This is a genomic window from Planococcus halotolerans (assembly GCF_003289955.1).
GTDB lineage: Bacteria > Bacillota > Bacilli > Bacillales_A > Planococcaceae > Planococcus > Planococcus halotolerans.
In genome coordinates this window covers 409,066-428,785 of sequence record NZ_QLZR01000001.1, presented here as the reverse complement: position 1 = coordinate 428,785, position 19,720 = coordinate 409,066, and the positions used below count along the sequence as shown (strand labels likewise).

Genomic DNA, 19,720 nt, shown 5'->3' with positions numbered 1-19,720 from the left:
GCCAACCCTCTGTAAAAAAAGAGGGGTGGCCGGGGCTTTCGTTACTCTTACGTTAAGTTAGACTAGCAGAGTTAACTGGTTTCCACTGCTTTTGCCTGCAGCCAGTTTTCCATCGCTTCATATGCATGCTGGGCATCCGAATAGCCCTGGCGGTAAAGCTGGTCAAGTTTTTCGGGATCACGTTCAGCCCGTTTTACTTTTATATCCTGGGATGGACGGATGATGAATACTTTTCCTTCTCTTTCAAGCCGTTCGATCTCGTCCACTTGATTGTTATAAACTTCCCGGCGCATTTCGAGCGCATGTGTAAGGCCCATATACTCTTTATAGAAATAGCGGCCGGTTTTGGAGAAACGGGTCGGTTTCTTACGGTAACCTTTGCTTTTCGTCAGAATGATAACGGGCTTTTCAACGCCGTCCGCCATCGCCTTTTTAAAAGGTATCGGATCTGCTACACCGCCGTCCATCAGCTGATGGCCTTTATACGTAACGGCTTTGGCCATAAAAGGCAAGGAGCTGGACGCACGGATAATCGACAGGATGTCATCCGGGTTTTCATTTTTTTCAAAATAAACCGGTTCACCTGTAACGCAATCGGTCGTGCCTATGACAAACCGCTCTTTTGCCTCGTGAAATGCCGGGAAATCAAACGGAACCAGTTTGTTCGGGATCTGGTCAAAAATCAAATCCATGCCGAACAACTCTCTTTTTTGCATGAGATTGCGCAGGGAAATGTAATCGGGATGGCGGACATAATCGATCATCACCGATTTGTTTCTTCCCGGCTGCCTGGAGATGTAGGAAGCTGCATTGCAGGCACCAGCCGATACGCCGATGACATAGGGAAAATAACGGTCTTTTTCCATGAAATACTCCAGTACGCCGGCTGTATATATTCCCCTCATACCGCCGCCTTCCAAGACTAATCCAGAATCGTACATATCGATCCCTCCATATCGATTTAACGTAAAATCTCTAACTTCCAGTTATTTTTCTACATCATAACACATAATTTATTTTTCCTATAAAGGTTAAATTTTGGGAAGTTTGGTGGTACACTGTTGACAACGGGATATCAGCTGGCTAAGCAATGTGGCAAGGGTTTATTGCCAGCCTTTGAATAGGTAAAAGGAGTGTTGACAAATGTACGGAAAAATATTATTGGCAGTGGATGGTTCCAATCATTCCCTCCGCGCGGCAAAAGAGGCAATCACCATTGCGGGCAACAATCCAAACTCACAAATCACAATCGTTTATGTGGCAGACCATGACGATGCAAAAAACGATGTGCTGCATAGTGGAAGTACCGCAGAATTGGATTTCCAGCGGCGCAAAAAATTACAGCCGGTGGAAGAAGCGATTGCTGCAGGCAACATCAAACACCGTGTAAAAATTCTGCATGGCACTCCCGGACCGGCTATCGTGGAATATGCCAATTCGGAAAGCTTCGATATTCTGGTCATCGGCAGCCGTGGCTTGAATTCTTTACAGGAAATGGTGCTCGGCAGCGTCAGCCACAAAGTGGTTAAACGCGCAAACTGCCCCGTGCTGATTGTGAAATAAAAGAAGACAAAAAAAGAGCGCCGAGGCGCTCTTTTCTTCATGTCTGGATTTTTTAATTTTCCAGGTAGCGGTATAAGGTGGATTTACTGATGCCGGTCTGTTCTTTGATTTCTGCCAAATTGTACTTTTTGCTTTCGTACATTTTGATCGCTTTTTTGACATTGGCATCGGGTTTTCTCGGGCGTCCCGCGTGCATGCCTTTTTCCTTGGCGACCGTAAGACCGGCCTTTGTTTTGGCGCTGATTGAATCACTTTGAAAATCCGCGAGGCACTGGACAATTTCTTGGAAGGTAAACAAATTGCCCGGCGCTGTATCAATCTGTTCGTGGTGCGAATACAACGTGCAGCCTTTTTGCTCCAGCGCATCAAGCAATTCCACGAGATGCCGCGTCGAATCTGCCAAAGCGTGCAAGCTTTTTACGATCAGCCGGTCTCCCGGTGCAAGGAGTGCCAGTGCACTTTTCAGCTCTTCCCTCTTCTTGGGAGAAGAATGGCTTTCAATATAAGCTTCATCACAATTCAAGTCAATAAACAGCTCTTTTTGCTTGTCACAATTAATATCCCCTTCTATGGGTCTCGCATAGCCAATCTGCACGGTTAAAACTCCTCGTCTAACATATTGCTTCTATTATAACATATTATTTTTCGGAAAAAGGACCAAAAAGGTTCCATTTTCGGATTTCTGATGATACACTATTCTCATTGTGAAATCGTGGCTCCGTAATCTGGGGCAGCACTCAAAATTGTACAACAAGAGGAGTAAGATATCGTGGGGGAAACTTTAAAAAAGGAATGGTTCGGAAATATACGCGGCGATATTCTAGCAGGAACTGTCGTCGCCCTTGCATTAATTCCTGAAGCCATTGCCTTTTCAATCATTGCAGGCGTCGATCCGATGGTCGGCTTGTATGCATCATTCAGTATAGCCGTTATTATTGCATTTGTCGGTGGACGGCCCGGCATGATTTCAGCTGCAACAGGCGCAATGGCCCTGTTGATGGTGCCGTTGGTCCGCGATCATGGATTGGAATATCTGCTGGCAGCGACCATTCTGACGGGGGTCATCCAAATTTTGTTCGGCGTGTTCAAAGTCGCAAAAGTGATGAAGTTCATCCCGCGCGCTGTTATGATCGGCTTCGTCAATGCACTCGCCATCCTGATTTTTATGGCACAGGTGCCGCATTTCCTTGGCATTAACAATATTACTTATGTGTTTGTCGCTATTACCTTGGCAATCGTTTATATTGTACCGAGATTCTTTAAAGCCATACCGGCTCCGCTGATTGCACTTGTACTGCTTACAGCTGTCGCCATCTATTCAGGTTTTGAGATGCGGACAGTGGGTGACCTGGGAACCATCAGCCAGACACTTCCTGCATTTTTGCTGCCGGACGTGCCTTTTAATCTGGAAACCCTGATGATCATCCTGCCGTATTCATTGGCATTGGCAGTTGTCGGGCTGCTGGAAACCTTATTAACGGCCAACATCGTCGATGACATGACAGATACGGGAAGCAATAAAAATAAAGAAGCACGCGGCCAAGGTATCGCCAACTTCGTTACTGGATTCTTCGGAGGAATGGCTGGCTGTGCGATGATCGGCCAGTCAATTATCAATGTGAAGTCCGGAGGCAGAGGACGGTTATCGGCTCTTGTTGCTGGTGCCTTGTTGATGTTCCTGATCATTGTTTTGGGCGATGTTGTCATTCAGATCCCAATGCCGGTGCTTGTCGGCATCATGATTATGGTATCGATCGGAACATTCGACTGGAAGTCTTTCTCTTATTTGAGAAAAGCACCAAAAGCAGATGCAATTGTAATGGTAGCGACAGTCGCTATCGTCGTGTACACACATGATTTATCGATGGGTGTGCTGGCCGGCGTATTGTTGAGTGCTATTTTCTTCGTAGCCAAGATTTCGAAGATCAAAGTTCAGAAGCGATTGCTTGATGCTACACATTATCAGGTGGAAGGCCAATTGTTCTTTGCTTCTGTCGAAGATTTCCTTGAGAAATTCGACTATGACATCAAAGATGAAAGAGTGGTCGTTGATTTCACGGATGCCCACATCTGGGATGATTCCGGCGTCGGCGCCGTTGACCGTGTCGTCCTGAAGTTCAGGGAGAATGGCAATCAAGTCGATATTGTCGGCCTCGATACAGGCAGCCAGAAGCTGATTGACCAGCTGGCGATCTTCAAGAGCGATAATGCAAAATTGCCTACACATTAAATAATTTATTGGAACAGCCTTTCTTATAGTAGAAAGGCTGTTTTTCTATGGGCAAAAAATTGGGAGGGGCAGTTCTGTACCAGCAAATCGAGAGGATTGCGCTCACCGCTCATAAATAGAATTAATCGCCCACAAAATTTTCTGAACGCCCATAAATTAATTTAATCGCCCACAAAAAATTTTAATCGCCCACAAATCCCATTAATCGCCCACAACCCCATCACACCACGATCTTCAACCTTTCTCCATCCCTAATTCCATACGAATCCAATCCCAAAAACCACTCCCCCAAATTTTATTTAAAAAAATGTGATCTAAAAAAGATCCGCCTGCGTTATACAGTCAGAACGAAAAAATAAAACAGGAAAAAGGAGAGATTCATGATGAAAATGAACAAACTTTTAGTAGCACTTCCACTTAGCTTGGCAATGTTGGTACCAACGGCGGCTCTTGCCGACAGTCACGGATCACATTCGAGCGGAACAAACGAATCGGCACAAACAGCTGTAGCGACGGATACAGCAGCTGCTGAACTTCGTATCCAATTGGATACTGTTCTTACGGAACATGCTTTCCTGGCAGTCGAAGCAATGAGAAAAGGTGCTGACGGCGCAGAAGATTTCGATCAGGCTTCAGCTGCACTTCTTGCAAACTCGGACGACCTTACAGCGGCAGTATCTTCAGTCTATGGTGAAGAAGGCGGCGCAGCATTCCAGGAAATCTGGAACTCGCATATCGGCTATTTCGTTGACTATGTATCAGCAACAGCTGAAGGCGACCAAGCAGCAAAAGATGAAGCGTTAGCTGCACTTGAAGAATACAAAAAAGAGCAATCTGCATTCTTTGACTCAGCATCTGAAGGACGTTTACCTGCAGCAGCCATTCAAGAAGGCTTGGACATGCACGTTGATCAATTGATCACAGCGTTCGACGCATACGTTGAAGGAGATTTCGAAACAGCATATACATTAGAGCGTGAAGCCATCCATCACATGAGCATGTTCGCTGAAACTCTATCAATCGCAATCGCTGATCAATTCCCTGAATTGGTTGATGGTACAAACCCTGATACACCGGCAATTGATTTGCGCGCAACATTGAACTATACATTTACGGAGCATGCTGGTCTTGCGGTAATGGCTATGCAGGACGGCGCTGATGGAGCAGCAAGTTTCGATCAGGCAGCCGGTGCATTGATGGCCAACGCTGATGACCTTTCTGCAGCAGTTGCATCAGTTTACGGTGAAGAAGCGGGAGCACAATTCGCTGAAATCTGGGGCTCGCACATCGGGTACTTCGTCGACTACGTGAAAGCGACTGGAGCTGGAGATACTGAAGCTCAGGAACAGGCAAAAGCTGACCTTGACGGGTACATTGTAGAACAAGCAGCATTGCTTGATGCAGCAACAGAAGGACGCGTTCCGGCTGATGCTTTGGAAGAAGGATTGACAATGCACGTCAGCCAATTGCTTGCTTCATTCGATTCGTATGTAGCAGGTGACTATGACGCAGCTTACGCTTCAATGCGCGAAGCTTATGCGCATATGACTATGCCGGCTGCTGGATTGTCAGCAGCTATCACTGATCAATTCCCTGAACAATTCGGCGGTGCTGAAATGCCGGAAAAAATGCCTGCCACTGGTTTTGGCGGAGCTGAAGGTGCTGGAACAATCCCTTACCTATGGATCTTCGCTGGCTTGATGCTTGCGGCATTGACAACAACTATGGCGTTCAGAGCACGTAAACAATAAATAGATAGAAGAAAGTTACGGACCGGCCAGTTAATGGCCGGTTTTTTCTATGGTGTTTCCATTTACCAAAAAGGGGTATTTCTAAGGCAATTCCATTTTCATACAGGGAGGTACAGCTATGCCTGAAGAAAAAACAAGGGAAGGTTTGACAGTAGTGGTCACTGGGGCTTCGAGCGGCATCGGCAAAGGAATTGTGCTGAAGCTGGCAGAGCAGGGAGCGAATGTCGTCTTTTGTGCAAGGCGAACGGAAATCATTGAAGAGATGGCATCGGAACTCGGGCCGCAAGCTTTGGCGGTGACAGCAGATGTCAGCAGGGAAAGCGATGTCGAAAAACTCTATGAAGCGGCGATGGAGCGGTTCGGCAGCATCGATGTGTGGATCAACAACACAGGTGTCGGCACTTACGGGGAATTTACGGATACGCCGTTAAAGGACCTGGTACGGACGATTGATGTCAATTTGCTCGGCACGATGTTCGGCAGCCATTTTGCTATTGCCCAGTTTAAGCGGCAAGGCTACGGCACACTGATCAATATCGGTTCGTTCGGAGGACGGGTGGCGATTCCTTCCGGAGCAGTGTACAGCGCCTCGAAGTTCGGCGTTGCCGGACTGACGACAGGGATTTATCAGGAAATGGATCTGGAGGGCCGGAACGATATCCATGTATGTTTGGTCAATCCGTGGATCACCGATACGCCATGGACAATTCATGCCGGCAATTACAGCGGTCATGAGATTCTTGTGGGCCCTGCGGATGATCCCGAGAAAGTGGTGGATACTGTAATCGGCCAAATTGATGAACAGGAAGAAATTGTCGATATTGGCGGCAAATCAACAATGGCGACAGTTGCAAGGAAGCTTGCGCCTTCAGTGACGGACAAGTCGACTGGACGGTTTATGTCCGACATGCTGAAACAGGCGCCGCCATCGCCCGACACTTCAGGAAGTCTCCACGAGGCGAGAGCGGAAGGTACCGGGGTTTCAGGCGATTTACGGAAAAGACTGCAAATGAAAGCAGAAGGCGAAAAGTGAAGGAGGATGTGAAAGAATGGGTGATCACAAACCTTATCAGAACTTAACGGTAGTAGTGACAGGTGCCTCAAGCGGCATTGGCAAAGGCGTGGTGCGCCGCTTGGCTGAAGGCGGGGCAAATGTGGTGGCAGCTGCCCGCCGCAAAAACCTGCTGGATGCATTGGCGGAAGAATGCGGCCCGCATGTGCTGGCGGTTGAAACAGATGTCAGCAAAGAACAAGACATTGAAAATCTGGTGGATGCCGGCATACGGAAATTTGGCAAGATCGATGTGTGGATCAATAATGCGGCAGTAGGAACAATCGGGGTATACGATCAGGTTCCACTGGAAGACATGCGGCGCATGGTCGAAATCAACGTGCACGGAACGATTTACGGCAGTCATTACGCGCTTCACCAGTTCCAGCAGCAAGGCAGGGGGACTTTGATCAATATTTCATCTGTCGCTGCCAACGTGGCATTTCCATATTACACACCCTACAGCGCCAGCAAACATGCAGTCAGCGGATTGACAGCAGCGCTCCAGCAGGAAATGGAATTGGCGGGTCACAAAGATATTCATATTTGTGCGGTCTATCCCTGGGCCACCGATACGCCCTGGTTTGAGCACACCGCTAATTACACGGGACATGCAGCGGAAATGAAACCGATGGATGACCCCGAAATCGTCATCGACGCAATCGTTGGTTTGATTGATAACCCGCAAAATACCATTAATGTCGGCATGAAAACAAAGGGCACGACGATTTCGAGCAGACTGGCGCCTGGAGCAACGGAAGATTTCAATGCCAGACAAGTATTGAAAGTGATGCGCGAGGCACCGGTTATTGCTCCGACTTCCGGCAGCCTGCATGAGCCGTCGATGATCGGGACAGAAGTGGATGGCGGCATGAGGGAGCGGATGAAGGTGGAGAGAAGAGATTAAATTGTTTATTGTTTATGAAAAACTAGGAGAACCGGCAGAGGATGGTCTGACGGTTTTCTTTTTGTTTTTAGAAAATAGAAAGTTACGATTTGCCCACACAGCAATTAAATCCGTTTGAAATTTTCGGCTCACAAATTAGGATTTGTATAATATTTAAGCCCTTCTCTTAGGAGATTGGCATTAAGTTTGTTAGTATGAAACCAGCATTGTAACCTGAAAAACGTGATTTTATTGCAAGGGGTGAAGACTTATATGACTGAAATAAAAGAATCAGCTGCACAATTGGTCAGAAGAAATAACGTTAGTATCGTGGGGCAGGGTCAGAAAGTTCTGGTTTTTGCACATGGCTTCGGCTGTGACCAATATGTATGGGATAAAATAGCGCCAGCGTTTGAAACGAAATACCGGGTTGTGCTGTTTGATTATGTCGGTTCCGGTAAAAGCGACAAATCGGCTTATAATAAAGAGCGATATCGGACATTACATGGGTATAAACAGGATCTTCTTGAATTATGTGATGCCTTGTCTCTTGAAAATATAGTGTTTATCGGTCATTCGGTCAGCAGTATGATTGGTGCCCTTGCGGCAGTCGAACGTCCGGAACTGATGAAGAACCTGATCATGATCGGACCTTCACCATACTTTTTAAATGAACCCGGATATCACGGAGGATTTGAAAAAGCTGATATCGAAGGTATGATCCAGATGATTAAAGGGGACTATAACGAGTTCGCTCGCTTTCTTTCGCCTGTCGTAATGCAGAATGCGAGCCGGCCACACTTGGCTGAAGAATTTGAACAACTGCTCTGCCAAAATGATCCGGAAGTGATGAGCGATTTTGCAGAAGCAACTTTCCTCGCGGATGTCCGTGAAGATTTGGAAAAAGTAAAAGTGCCAACCCTGATTTTGCAGACTCGCAATGATGCAGTAGCACCTGAAGAAGTCGGTGAATATGTACATAGCCAAATTGAAAACAGCGAGTACAAACTGATGGACGCCGAAGGCCACAGCCCGCACGTCAGCGATGCGGAAGAAACCATCAGCAAAATAGCTGAATATCTATCTGTTTCCTGAAATTTCGAAAGTACGCAAAAAACCCGATATTTTTTATTCAGAAAGCAGTACACTGAACTATGCTCTACAGGTATAATAAATTCAAATAACACAGAACTTTAGCCTATGGAGGTACTGATGAATAAAGATTATGAAATTTTGGGCCAGCGTGTCATAGACGATAAATACCTGATCGCAGAACTGATTAACGAAGAAGTAATGAAAGATGCCGCTGATAAAGACAGGGTCCATAACGACGCATTCATCGAACAGGTTATAGCAGCCAGAGCAGGGTTCATTGAACTGCTTGGTGACTCCTTAAAAAATTCCTGCGATGAAAAAAAGGTCTATGAGGCCATCGACTCGTGGGGGCTTGCAACCGGCCGTTATTTCCTGGAAGCGAATATGATGCTCGACGCTGCACTTGCTGAATCTTCGTTGTATCGGAAACATTTGGCGAAATTAATCAAAACGGAAGGCAAACTCCAAGGGATTCCCATGGAAACCATCTTTGAAGCGATGGAATTTTTCCATACCTTATTGGACCACGCCATGTATTCCTACAGCAGTGCCTATATTAACGCATACCAGGAAAGGCTCACTACAGCCAGAGGGGAATTTTTCGAATTTTCCGCGCCTGTTGTGCCGATTGCCGATAAAGTGGCGATTCTTCCGCTTGTCGGAGATCTTGAAATTGACCGTGCCCAGTTCATCCTTGAAAAAACGCTGACAGCAGCCAATAAACTGCGGATTTCCACACTGGTCATCGACCTTTCAGGAGTTGTCAAAGTGGATTCGATGGTAGCTGAGCAAATCATCAAGATTGTCCAGGCGTTGAACATGGTAGGGGTTAAAGCAATCCTGACGGGCATCCGTTCAGAAATCGCGATTACTCTGTCCCAGTTAGGTGTCGATACACGTTCACTTGTAACGGGCGGCAGCTTGAAACAGACGCTTGAGAAACTTGATTTCACAAAATTATAAGCAGTTACGAAAAAACGCTGAAGCGCATTGCTTCAGCGTTTTTTTCATTTTCATTTTTATTTAAACAGAAACCTTGATATTGCCGGCTTCGAGGAGCTGACGTAAGGTAGCAGTTTCCTCGTCATTCAATGGAATCATCGGCAGGCGGACTTTGCCTGTCTGGATACCGAGTAATTGCAATGCGGTTTTAACCGGTACAGGACTTGGTGCCGCGAAAAGAGCGTTCATGATCGGCAGCAGTCTGCGATGCTGTGCGGCTGCTTCTTTGATGTTGCCGGCGGTAAAACTTGCTACCATTTCCTGCATTTCATTGCCGATGATGTGGGAAGCAACTGAAACGATGCCGTCTGCTCCGATGGCCATCAGCGGCAAAGTCAATCCGTCGTCTCCGCTGTAGACCGTAAAGTCATCCGGCGTTCCATCGATAATCACTGACGCAGCGTCAAGGTTGCCGCTGGCTTCTTTAACAGAGACGATGTTTTCGACAGCCGACAAACGAATAATCGTTTCTGGAGCCATATTGACAGCGCTGCGTCCGGGGATGTTATAGAGCATGACCGGCAGGCGCGTTGCTTCAGCGATGGCTTTGAAATGCTGGAACAAGCCTTCCTGGGCAGGCTTATTATAATAAGGCGTGACAAGCATGATGCAGTCGACACCAGCTTCTTCGGCTTGCTTGGTCAAAATAACCGATGACCGGGTATCGTTCGAACCGGTTCCGGCAATTACAGGGATGCGGCCGTTCACCGTTTCAGCAGTAAATTTGAACAGCGCCAGTTTTTCAGCCGCCGTTAAAGTCGGCGATTCACCGGTAGTGCCGGCAACGACAAGGCCGTCGGAACCGTTGGCGATGAGGTGCTCGATCAGTTTTTCTGTTGCTGGAAAGTCGATGTCGCCGTTTGTGTCAAAAGGCGTGACCATTGCAGTGATGATTTTTCCGAAGTTCATAGTATCCCATCCTTTTTCAATTTTTTAAAAATCTTATTCGTTATTCATGATAAAATCCAGCGTCATTCCATCCGAGGTGCGGTTGTCGGCGGATGAGGTGCGGTCTTGATCACTTGAGGTGCGGTTATAGTCATTTGAGGTGCGCTTTTCATCATCTGAGGTGCGGTCAGCCGATTTCTGTCTTATGCTAACTCGGTTTTACGCCAAATAAAAAAGCAGCAGCAAAGGACCGCTGCTGCTGCAGCAACACAAACCGCTTGTGTCGCTGTACGCCAGATAGCCCTCCATACGGAACATTCCGCATGACAGTCCGGCATCTCTTAAATGCAGGACCAGCAACAGGGATCAGGGGCTCCCCGCCGCTTCGGCAAGCACCCCTTCCGGCAGAAGTCGTCGGAGCCCGTGCTCCTCATTCTGCTTACTGATGGTGTTTGCGCCTCTATCCTCACTCCACTGAAAAAGGGAGCAAGAACTATTGAATTAGCTCGACTTTATCAAAAACCGCTGTTATTTGCAAGTGGAATCGGGTATTGATAGGCAAGAATAGCAATTATGCATGAAGAGGCGGGGAGAACGATATGAAAGAATATGAAGGCGACCAGTATCTGAATATCGCGACTGAAGGCACACAGTGGATATCCGAAGCGACACTCCACCATAACCGCTACGAACCGACCCCCTATATACATTTAAAAGAATTATTCAACCGCCATCCCCTGGACAGTGATGATGGCCTGGTGGATTTCGGCTGCGGCAAAGGGCGGCTGAATTTTTATGTTCATGACCGTTTCAGCTGCCGGGCAACAGGCGTTGAACTAAATACCAGTTTTTGCGGAGAGGCGCAGCAGAATCTCGAAAATTACAGCCGCATCAGCAGGCATCGCAGGGCGGCGGAATATATCCGTTTTCGGTGTGGGATGGCCCAGGATTACGATGTGCAGCCACAAGACACTGTGTTTTATTTCTTTAATCCGTTTTCGGTGCAAATCTTTATGAAAGTCGTGGACAATATTTTGAAGTCTGCGGAAACCTATCCAAGAGACATGAAAATCATCCTCTATTATCCAACCCGCGAATATATCAATTTCCTTGAGCGCAATACCGTATTTGAACTGCTGGAGGAGATCAATCTACCGGCCATCAATAGAGACCCTGCTGAGCAGTTTCTGGTATACAGATACTCGCCGCAGATGATTTAACAATCTTACGTTCCTCGGAGGAGATCCGGGGGTGTGCTGCTCGATGGCGTGGGCGGGAATGGTTCTATAAAGGCTTTGAAGCCGGCAACCTGGATGAAGGGGATACCTTCAGCGCGGACGGATTATAAGAAGCTTTTGTGAAACATGGGGAAAAGGGATGCGCAGGATTGATATTTTCCGCTCAGTAATCCATTATATAGAATAGACAGTCTTTTCATGCATTAATATGAAAAGAAATAAATTCTATGAAGGAAGTAAATCCATGCAAGAAGAAAATATCACACGCCTGCAATATGGCGATAAAGAATTGATCCTGATCGGCACGGCCCACGTTTCGAAACGCAGCGCAGAACAAGTCAAAGAAGTGATTGATGCTGAGCAGCCGGACTCAATCTGCATCGAATTGGATGCACAGCGCTACCAGTCGGTTACGGAAAACAGTAAATGGAAGGAAACTGATATCTTCAAAGTGATCAAAGAGAAGAAATCGAGCCTCCTGTTGATGAACCTGGCAATTTCATCTTTCCAGAACCGTTTGGCCGATCAATTCGGCATTAAACCGGGGCAGGAAATGATCCAGGGAATCGAATCGGCAAAAGAGACTGGCGCAGAACTGGTGCTTGCCGACCGTAATATCCAGGTGACATTTTCGCGCATCTGGGGCAATATCGGTCTGTGGGGCAAAGTGCAATTGCTGTCTTCGGTATTTTTCAGCATCTTCAGCAAAGAAACAATTTCTGAAGAAGACCTTGAGAAGATGAAATCCCAGGATACGCTGAGCGCGGTCATGGACGATTTCACCAAAGCCTTTCCACGGCTGAAAACGCCGTTGATCGATGAACGTGATCAATACCTCGCGCAGAAAATAAAAGAAGCACCGGGCAAAAAAATCGTCGCTGTACTCGGCGCCGCGCACATTCCGGGAATTACGAAAGAAATCCATAACGAACATGACCTAGAAAAACTTTCAGAAGTACCGCCGAAATCCAAATGGCCGAAAATCATCGGCTGGGCGATTCCACTGATCATTATCGGAATCATTGCCTATACATTTATCGCCAATCCTGCAGCCGGCATCGACCAGACAATCAGTTGGATCTTATGGAACGGCACATTGGCCGCAATTGGAGCCACTATTGCTTTCGGCCATCCGCTCGCCATCTTGACGGCGTTTGTCGCAGCACCGATTTCCTCGCTCAATCCGCTGGTGGCGGCAGGCTGGTTCTCGGGGCTGACCCAGGCATCGATCCGCAAGCCGAATATCGGCGATTTCGAAACCTTGTCAAAAGACGTGTTCACAGTCAAAGGTTTCTGGGACAATAAAGTCACGCGTGTCCTGCTGGTCGTCGTTCTGACGAATCTCGGCAGTTCCCTTGGTACTTTTATCGGCGGTGCAGATGTCATCCGCCTGTTTTTCGAGAATATATGAAAGCAAAAGCCTGTCTAGTTCCATACTGGACAGGCTTTTCATATGGAGAAAAAAATGTCGCTAGATCAACTTCCAAATTTACCAATTTTCCTGGAAAAAGTAGTTGTATTGGAAAAATGAGGGTATACACAATTAAAGTACATAAATTACAGGAAGAAAATCGTTTCTAAAAATTTACAGCTTTTTCAAGTATCAAGAGTGGACAGTCCAAATGAATGAGTTATACAATACTTATACAAAATGGAAAGAAGGTTTCATTATGAATTACATATTAGAACGAAGCAAGTTGTTTATTTTCTTGATTTTTATCTTTATGCTTGTGGGTGTTTATACATTTCTGACATTGCCTCAGCGTGAAATTCCCGAAACGCCGCCAGGCCTCGTGTTGGTATCAACGATTCTGCCAGGTGCAGGACCGGAAGAAGTGGAGCGGTCAATCACGACGCCGCTGGAAAATGAAATACAGAAAGTGGATGGCATTTCTTCCATCCAATCTATTTCTTCCAATTCGGCTTCCATCATCACTTTGGAGATCGAAGACGGTTTCGAACCGGATGCGCTGATCAATTCGATTCAACAGGAAGCGCAAAGCGCCTCAGCTGATTTCCCGGACCAGGCACAGGACACATCTGTCGAAAAGCTTGATCTGACATTCCCGCTGGTGTCGTATATGTTCTACGGTGACCGCGCAGAACTGGATGGTATGAAGCAGGCGCTTGCCGATTTGTCTGAAGATGTGGAAGCTGTTTCGGGTGTGGCCGGCACTACCGTAAAGGGGCTGAACGATCAGCAGATCCTGATTGAACTGGACAGCGACGCACTTGCTGAAAACAATCTGCAGCCCTTTGCCGTGCTTGAATCGCTGCAGCAGGCCAATCAGCCGCTGTCGCTCGGTACGCATGATAACGGCAATGAACGTCTTGTGTTGACGGTCAGCCAGGAAGAGGGAATCGAAAAGCTGGAGCAATTGCAGGTCGGCCAGGCGGCAGTGCCGCTGAGTGACGTGGCGACGATTGAAACGGTTGACCAGGAAACTTCCGATATTGTCACTTACGAAGGTGAAGACGCCATTTCCTACACTGTTTTCCTGCAGACTGGCCAGGATGTGCCGTCTGTCGATGAACGTGTGACAGAAGTGATTGAAGAATTCAACGGAACCTTGCCTGCTGGTGTAGAAGCGGATAAATACGAATCCCAGGCTGATAATGTCAATGAAATCTTCAGCGGACTCTATATTTCATTGTTGATTGCCGTGTTGGCCGTACTCATTACTACTACAGCGGGTCTCACCTTGTTCGGTGCATTCGCCGTTGCATTGACGGTGCTTGCTTCTGTGTTGATCGGGCTGATTCCGATTCCTTATATGGGCGTTGACCTAAACCAGATTTCGGTCATCGGACTTATCATCGCCATCGGGATATTGGTGGATGACAGCATCGTCGTCAACGATAATATCCAGCGGCGTTATAAACTGGGGGACTCACCGCGTGAAGGCGCGATAAAAGGTGTCCGAGAAGTATACCCATCAATCATCTCGTCCAGTTTGGCGATTGTCGTGACGTTTTCTCCATTGTTGCTGCTGTCAGGGGGCAATGGAGCGTTCATCAAGGCCCTGCCAAGTATTCTAATCACCACAATCATCGCATCGACTATACTGTCGATTACTTTGGTGCCAATGATGCAGTATTTGAAAACGAAACGAAAAGCCAAGAAAATTTCCGATACTCCGGGATTCCTCGGCAAACCGCTTGAGAAGCTGGCAGTATTCTATTCGGAAAAAGTGTTGCGCGGCGTTTTAAAGCGCCCGTTATGGGTAGGAATTGGCGGTCTCTTGATAGCGACAGGTTTATTGTCACTCGCATTGTTCACGCCGTTCGAATTCTTCCCAGAAGCTGACCGCGAAGAAGTGACGATAAACGTCCGTTTGGCGGAAGGAACACCGATTGAAGAAACCGATGCATTCATTGCAGAAATTACCGAAGAACTTGCAGAAGAAGATGACAATATTAAAGAGGTGGCGATTTTTACTGGTGAAGGCTTGCCGAATCTGTTTGCTTCATCGATGGATAATACGGGTTCAAATACCGGCCAGGCAGCCATCCGCATCAATCGCGACAATACATCGGCTTCCGCTTTCATCGATAAATGGGAACCGGAACTGCGTGAGCGTTATCCGGATGCTGAAATTTTCCTTGATACGATTGTCCAGGGACCTCCAGTCGGAGCGCCGGTGACAGTAACGGTTATGGGTGAAAAAATTGCGGAACTTGAAAGTTTGCGCGATACACTGAAAGAGCAGATGCTCGATAACGGAGCAGATATTGTGACGGATAACCTTGGCGATCCGGTTCCGGCCATTGAATACGAGCCAAACCGCGATGTGCTCGAAAGCAACAGCATCGCGCTGAACACAGTGACGAACCAGCTGCAGCTTTTGACGCAGGGAATCCCGCTTTACTCAATCTATGAAGACAATGATTTTTATGATGTGGTCTTGAAACAAGCGGGAATTGAAGAAGGGGAAGAAATTGACCTTTCGGATTTCGCCGTACCTGCAACTGGCGCACAAGGGGGCCAGCAAGGTCCGCCGCAACTGGTTCCGCTCAATGAATTATTAGATGAGCAGCAGACGACTGCCATTGCCCAAGTGCCGCATGAAGACGGCGAACGCGCCATTACATTGCGTGCTTTCGGTACAACGGATGATTTTGAAGCATCTATGCTGGAAGTGGTAGATAAGCAAAGGGCTGACCTAACGGAAGGGTATGAAATTTCCACCGGAGGCGAAAACTCTGACCAGGAAGCATTCTTTGCTGAAATCGGCATTCTGTTCCTAGTTGTATTGTTGCTGGTTTATCTCGTAATCGCTTTCCAATTCAAATCGTTCAGCTTGCCGTTCCTGGTACTGATTGCGGTTTATCTGGGAATTTCAGGCGCCATCCTTGGCCTGTTCCTGACGCAGACACCGCTCAGCTTCCTTGGTGTCATGGGGATTGTCTCCCTGACAGGGATTGTTGTGCGAAACGCGGTTGTACTGATCGACTTTGTCGAAGCGCGCCGTTTGTCAGGCGACTTCTCCATTAAAGAAGCGATTTTGGAATCCGGATACGCGCGCATCAAGCCAATCATTTTGACCACGATCACTTCGATTGTGGCTCTGATCCCGGTTGCCTTATCAGGTGACCCATTATTCGAACCGCTTGCAGTTACGATCATCGCTGGACTGGCTTTCTCCAGTTTGTTCACTTTAGTGATGATTCCGGCTCTTTACCTGGTCTTCTACCGCATCAGCCATCGTAAAGAAAACGCGAAAGCTTAAACTTAAAACAGCACAGCCTGAGTTTGGCTGTGCTGTTTTTAAATTTTCTGTTGCGATATTTTTTATTCTTATAATTAGTTTTCTCTTTTAATAATGTTACTGTGCTTAACGGGCGCTTGCGCTTTTCTTTATGAACCGGATTAGTTGAAACCGATGAGGGTAACTAGGATAATAGAACGCGGATTACACTGAAAAAAGCAGATTGCTAAAGACGGTGAGGTGAAGCTATTGGCAAGTAAGCATGATGTCCATGATAAAAAAGATATAAAAATAGGGCCGCTGCTTGCGGTGCTGATGGCAGGAGTTTTTGTCGCCATCTTGAATCAGACTTTGCTGGCAACGGCATTGCCGCATATTATGGACGACTTGAGCATTACTGCGAATACGGCGCAATGGCTGACTACCGTTTTCATGCTTGTCAACGGCGTCATGATTCCGGTAACCGCTTTTTTAATCGGCAAATTTTCTACCCGTGCTTTATTCCTGACGGCGATGGGGCTCTTCACCATCGGAACAATTGTGGCTGCGTTTGCGCCTGGATTTTCGGTACTGATGATTGGCCGCATCATTCAGGCTTCGGGTGCGGGGATAATGATGCCACTGACCCAAACCATTTTCTTCGTCATCTTCCCGATTGAGAAAAGAGGGCAGGCGATGGGTCTATTCGGCCTCGTCATTTCATTCGCGCCGGCAATCGGACCGACATTATCGGGATGGATTGTCGGACAGTATCCATGGCGCGCGTTATTCTATATTGTCATCCCGATTGCCTTAATCGATTTGATTTTTGCTTATTTCTTCTTGAAGAATGTCACGAAACAGACTTTCCCGAAACTGGACATCTCTTCGGTTATCTTATCGACATTTGGTTTCGGTGGTATTCTTTACGGCTTTTCCAGTGCCGGCACGACAGGCTGGGGAAGCTTGCCGGTCCTTTTGTCTATCGCCATCGGAGCGGTTTCGCTGTTTCTTTTCATTCAGCGGCAGGGCCGGCTCAAAGAGCCATTGCTTGAATTTCGGGTCTTTAAATACAAGATTTTTACCTTGTCGACGATTCTCAGCGTCATTGTTTTTATTTCAATGATCGGCGGTGCTACAATTCTGCCGATCTATATGCAGGATATGCACGGCTTCACTGCGCTCGAATCCGGCTTGATGCTGTTGCCCGGCGCTATCATTATGGGAATCATGAACCCAATTACAGGCCGGATTTTCGATGCGTTCGGCGGCAAATGGCTGGCAATCATCGGCCTCTTGATTGTGACGGTCAGCACATTCCAATTCACCGTGCTGACCGCTGAAACTTCGTTTACTTATTTAACAGTGATGCATGCGATCCGGATGTTTGGTGTTGCCATGGTGATGATGCCGGTGACGACCGCTGGACTCAATCAGCTGCCGGAAAGGCTGATCCCGCACGGTACGGCTATGAGCAATACTATGCGCCAGGTTTCCGGTTCGATCGGCACCGCTTTGCTTGTCACTATCATGACGAGCACGGCACTCGATCCGGAACAGTATGGTGTGCAAGGACTTATCCGAGGAGTGAATATCTCCTTTATCGTAGCCGGAATTCTTAGCCTCGTCGGCGTTTTTCTTTCCTTCTTTCTTAAGAAAGCAGCACCGTCAACTGAAGACGAATAAAGAAAAAATTCATTCAGCGGGGTTCTTCAGCTCCGCTGAATGGTAATCGAGGATAAACCGGGAATTATGGCAGGGCAATCATTTCCCGGGAAATATCAATTCAATTGCGAATTTTCATTTGATTGGGAATACGATTAAATCAGGTTTTTGTAACATAATGTACATTTACTTATTCGTTTTCCTTTGGTAAGATGTCAGACGACGGATGAGTTAGACATTTAATAGCCTAATTTTCTGATAAAATACTATTTATGAGGTGAAGTTGTGAATATATTATGGGGCATCTTCGGCATTTTCGTCGTTCTGGGACTGGCCTTCCTTTTATCTGATGGGAAAAAATCCATTAAGCCACGGACAATTTTAGGCGGGTTAGCGATACAAATCAGCTTCGCATTTATCGTACTGGAATGGGAAACTGGGCGTGGTTGGCTGCTCAAGTTATCTGAGTTAGTCAATAATGTAATCGGTTACGCGGGTGAAGGAATTGCCTTCGTTTTCGGTCCGGCAGCTGATACAGAAGGGTTCGGCTTCGTCTTTGCTTTCCAGGTACTGACGATTATCATTTTCTTCTCTTCTTTAATTTCAGTGCTATATTATTTAGGAATTATGCAACTTGTTATCCGTTTCCTTGGCGGTGCATTAGCTTGGCTGCTAGGCACAAGCAAAGCGGAATCCATTTCCGCTTCGGCCAATATTTTCGTGGGCCAGACAGAAGCACCGCTTGTTGTGCGTCCATTCCTTGCCGGAATGACGAAATCCGAACTGTTCGCGGTTATGACTGGTGGACTTGCCTCGGTCGCAGGTTCTACACTTGCGGGTTATGCGCTTCTTGGCGTGCCTCTTGAATATTTGCTTGCTGCAAGTTTCATGGCGGCTCCGGCCGGTTTGATCATGGCTAAAATCATGATTCCGGAACAAGAGGAAATTGAAGAAAAAGAATTTAAGCTTGAAAAAGATAAAGAATCAGCAAACGTAGTAGATGCTGCTGCACGCGGTGCGGCTGATGGTTTGCAATTAGCATTAAATGTTGGGGCAATGCTTCTTGCGTTTATCGCATTGATTGCGTTAATGAACGGATTGCTTGGGGGTCTTGGAGGATTCTTCGGATTTGAAGGTCTGACTATCCAGCAAATTCTAGGATTCATCTTCGCTCCACTTGCCTTTGCAATCGGTGTACCTTGGGCTGAAGCAGTCCAAGCCGGCAGCTTCATCGGCCAGAAACTCGTGCTGAACGAATTTGTCGCTTACGTTTCCTTTACAGCGGAAATGGCGAACCTATCGCCGAAAACTGTCCTTATTGTCAGCTTCGCGCTATGTGGTTTCGCCAACTTGAGCTCACTAGCGATCTTGCTTGGAGGACTTGGGGCACTTGCACCAAGCCGCCGTCCACAAATCGCAAAACTTGGCATGAAAGCAGTAGCAGCCGGAGCACTCGCTTCACTTTTGAGCGCCTCTATCGCTGGTATGTTCTTTTAATCAATAAAGTACGGAGCCACACGCATTTTGCGTGTGGTTTTTTTGATGGGAGATTTTCGGTGGGGTTTGTAGATTTGTAGATTTGTAGATGTGTAGATTTGTGGGTTTGAGGGTTTATGATTTGTAGGTTTTTCGCTTTTCGCTTTGGCGAAAAGCATCCGTTCAA

The 19,720-nt window shown here is 47.1% G+C and carries 15 protein-coding genes and 1 riboswitch; of the genes, 12 read left to right on the top strand and 3 right to left on the bottom strand.

The window, feature by feature from the left end:
• Window positions 1-71: 71 nt before the first annotated feature.
• Window positions 72-941, bottom strand: a complete 870-nt coding sequence (locus tag DP120_RS01955; protein WP_112221497.1) for a patatin-like phospholipase family protein — start codon at window positions 939-941, stop codon at window positions 72-74.
• Between the two features lie 202 nt (window positions 942-1,143).
• Here DP120_RS01955 and DP120_RS01950 point away from each other — a divergent pair, with 202 nt between their 5' ends.
• Window positions 1,144-1,563, top strand: a complete 420-nt coding sequence (locus tag DP120_RS01950; RefSeq protein ID WP_112221496.1) for a universal stress protein — start codon at window positions 1,144-1,146, stop codon at window positions 1,561-1,563.
• Window positions 1,564-1,615: 52 nt separating this feature from the next.
• Here the strand turns inward: DP120_RS01950 and DP120_RS01945 are convergent, their stop codons facing one another.
• Window positions 1,616-2,158 carry a recombinase family protein gene (locus tag DP120_RS01945; protein ID WP_112221495.1) on the bottom strand — a complete coding sequence of 181 codons (543 nt, stop codon included), beginning with the start codon at window positions 2,156-2,158 and terminating at the stop codon, window positions 1,616-1,618.
• Between the two features lie 174 nt (window positions 2,159-2,332).
• On the opposite strand from DP120_RS01945, the gene DP120_RS01940 reads away from it, so the two are divergent.
• The 6 genes from DP120_RS01940 to DP120_RS01915 all read left to right on the top strand — a co-directional run bounded on the left by DP120_RS01940 (window position 2,333) and on the right by DP120_RS01915 (window position 9,539).
• Window positions 2,333-3,793, top strand: a complete 1,461-nt coding sequence (locus tag DP120_RS01940) for a SulP family inorganic anion transporter (protein ID WP_112221494.1) — start codon at window positions 2,333-2,335, stop codon at window positions 3,791-3,793.
• 383 nt (window positions 3,794-4,176) lie between these two features.
• Entirely contained in the window at window positions 4,177-5,544 is a 1,368-nt protein-coding gene (locus DP120_RS01935) for a copper amine oxidase (protein ID WP_112221493.1), read from the top strand.
• A 118-nt stretch (window positions 5,545-5,662) separates the two neighbouring features.
• A complete protein-coding gene (locus DP120_RS01930) occupies window positions 5,663-6,577 on the top strand; it encodes an SDR family NAD(P)-dependent oxidoreductase (RefSeq protein ID WP_112221492.1) in 915 nt (304 codons plus the stop codon).
• 16 nt (window positions 6,578-6,593) lie between these two features.
• On the top strand, window positions 6,594-7,502 hold the full coding sequence (locus tag DP120_RS01925; RefSeq protein WP_112221491.1) for an SDR family NAD(P)-dependent oxidoreductase: 909 nt from the start codon (window positions 6,594-6,596) through the stop codon (window positions 7,500-7,502).
• Window positions 7,503-7,754: 252 nt separating this feature from the next.
• A complete protein-coding gene (locus tag DP120_RS01920; protein WP_112221490.1) occupies window positions 7,755-8,576 on the top strand; it encodes an alpha/beta fold hydrolase in 822 nt (273 codons plus the stop codon).
• A gap of 117 nt (window positions 8,577-8,693) precedes the next feature.
• Window positions 8,694-9,539 (top strand): STAS domain-containing protein, encoded by an 846-nt coding sequence (locus DP120_RS01915; protein ID WP_165843692.1) that lies wholly within the window; start codon window positions 8,694-8,696, stop codon window positions 9,537-9,539.
• 60 nt (window positions 9,540-9,599) lie between these two features.
• On the opposite strand, the gene dapA is transcribed toward DP120_RS01915, so the two are convergent.
• Complete coding sequence (dapA, locus tag DP120_RS01910; RefSeq protein ID WP_112221488.1) at window positions 9,600-10,487, bottom strand: 4-hydroxy-tetrahydrodipicolinate synthase; 888 nt, start codon at window positions 10,485-10,487, stop codon at window positions 9,600-9,602.
• Between the two features lie 269 nt (window positions 10,488-10,756).
• Window positions 10,757-10,937: riboswitch (Lysine riboswitch) on the bottom strand.
• Window positions 10,938-11,065: 128 nt separating this feature from the next.
• Here dapA and DP120_RS01905 point away from each other — a divergent pair.
• From DP120_RS01905 to DP120_RS01885, 5 genes are all read left to right on the top strand, one after another.
• Window positions 11,066-11,686 carry an SAM-dependent methyltransferase gene (locus DP120_RS01905; RefSeq protein WP_112221487.1) on the top strand — a complete coding sequence of 207 codons (621 nt, stop codon included), beginning with the start codon at window positions 11,066-11,068 and terminating at the stop codon, window positions 11,684-11,686.
• 262 nt (window positions 11,687-11,948) lie between these two features.
• On the top strand, window positions 11,949-13,115 hold the full coding sequence (locus DP120_RS01900; protein WP_112221486.1) for a TraB/GumN family protein: 1,167 nt from the start codon (window positions 11,949-11,951) through the stop codon (window positions 13,113-13,115).
• 259 nt (window positions 13,116-13,374) lie between these two features.
• Window positions 13,375-16,434, top strand: a complete 3,060-nt coding sequence (locus DP120_RS01895; RefSeq protein ID WP_112222285.1) for an efflux RND transporter permease subunit — start codon at window positions 13,375-13,377, stop codon at window positions 16,432-16,434.
• 294 nt (window positions 16,435-16,728) lie between these two features.
• The gene (locus tag DP120_RS01890) at window positions 16,729-18,078 is read left to right on the top strand and encodes an MDR family MFS transporter (protein ID WP_112222283.1); all 1,350 of its coding nucleotides are present in this window, start codon (window positions 16,729-16,731) and stop codon (window positions 18,076-18,078) included.
• Between the two features lie 264 nt (window positions 18,079-18,342).
• Entirely contained in the window at window positions 18,343-19,554 is a 1,212-nt protein-coding gene (locus DP120_RS01885; RefSeq protein WP_112221485.1) for a NupC/NupG family nucleoside CNT transporter, read from the top strand.
• Window positions 19,555-19,720: the final 166 nt, after the last annotated feature.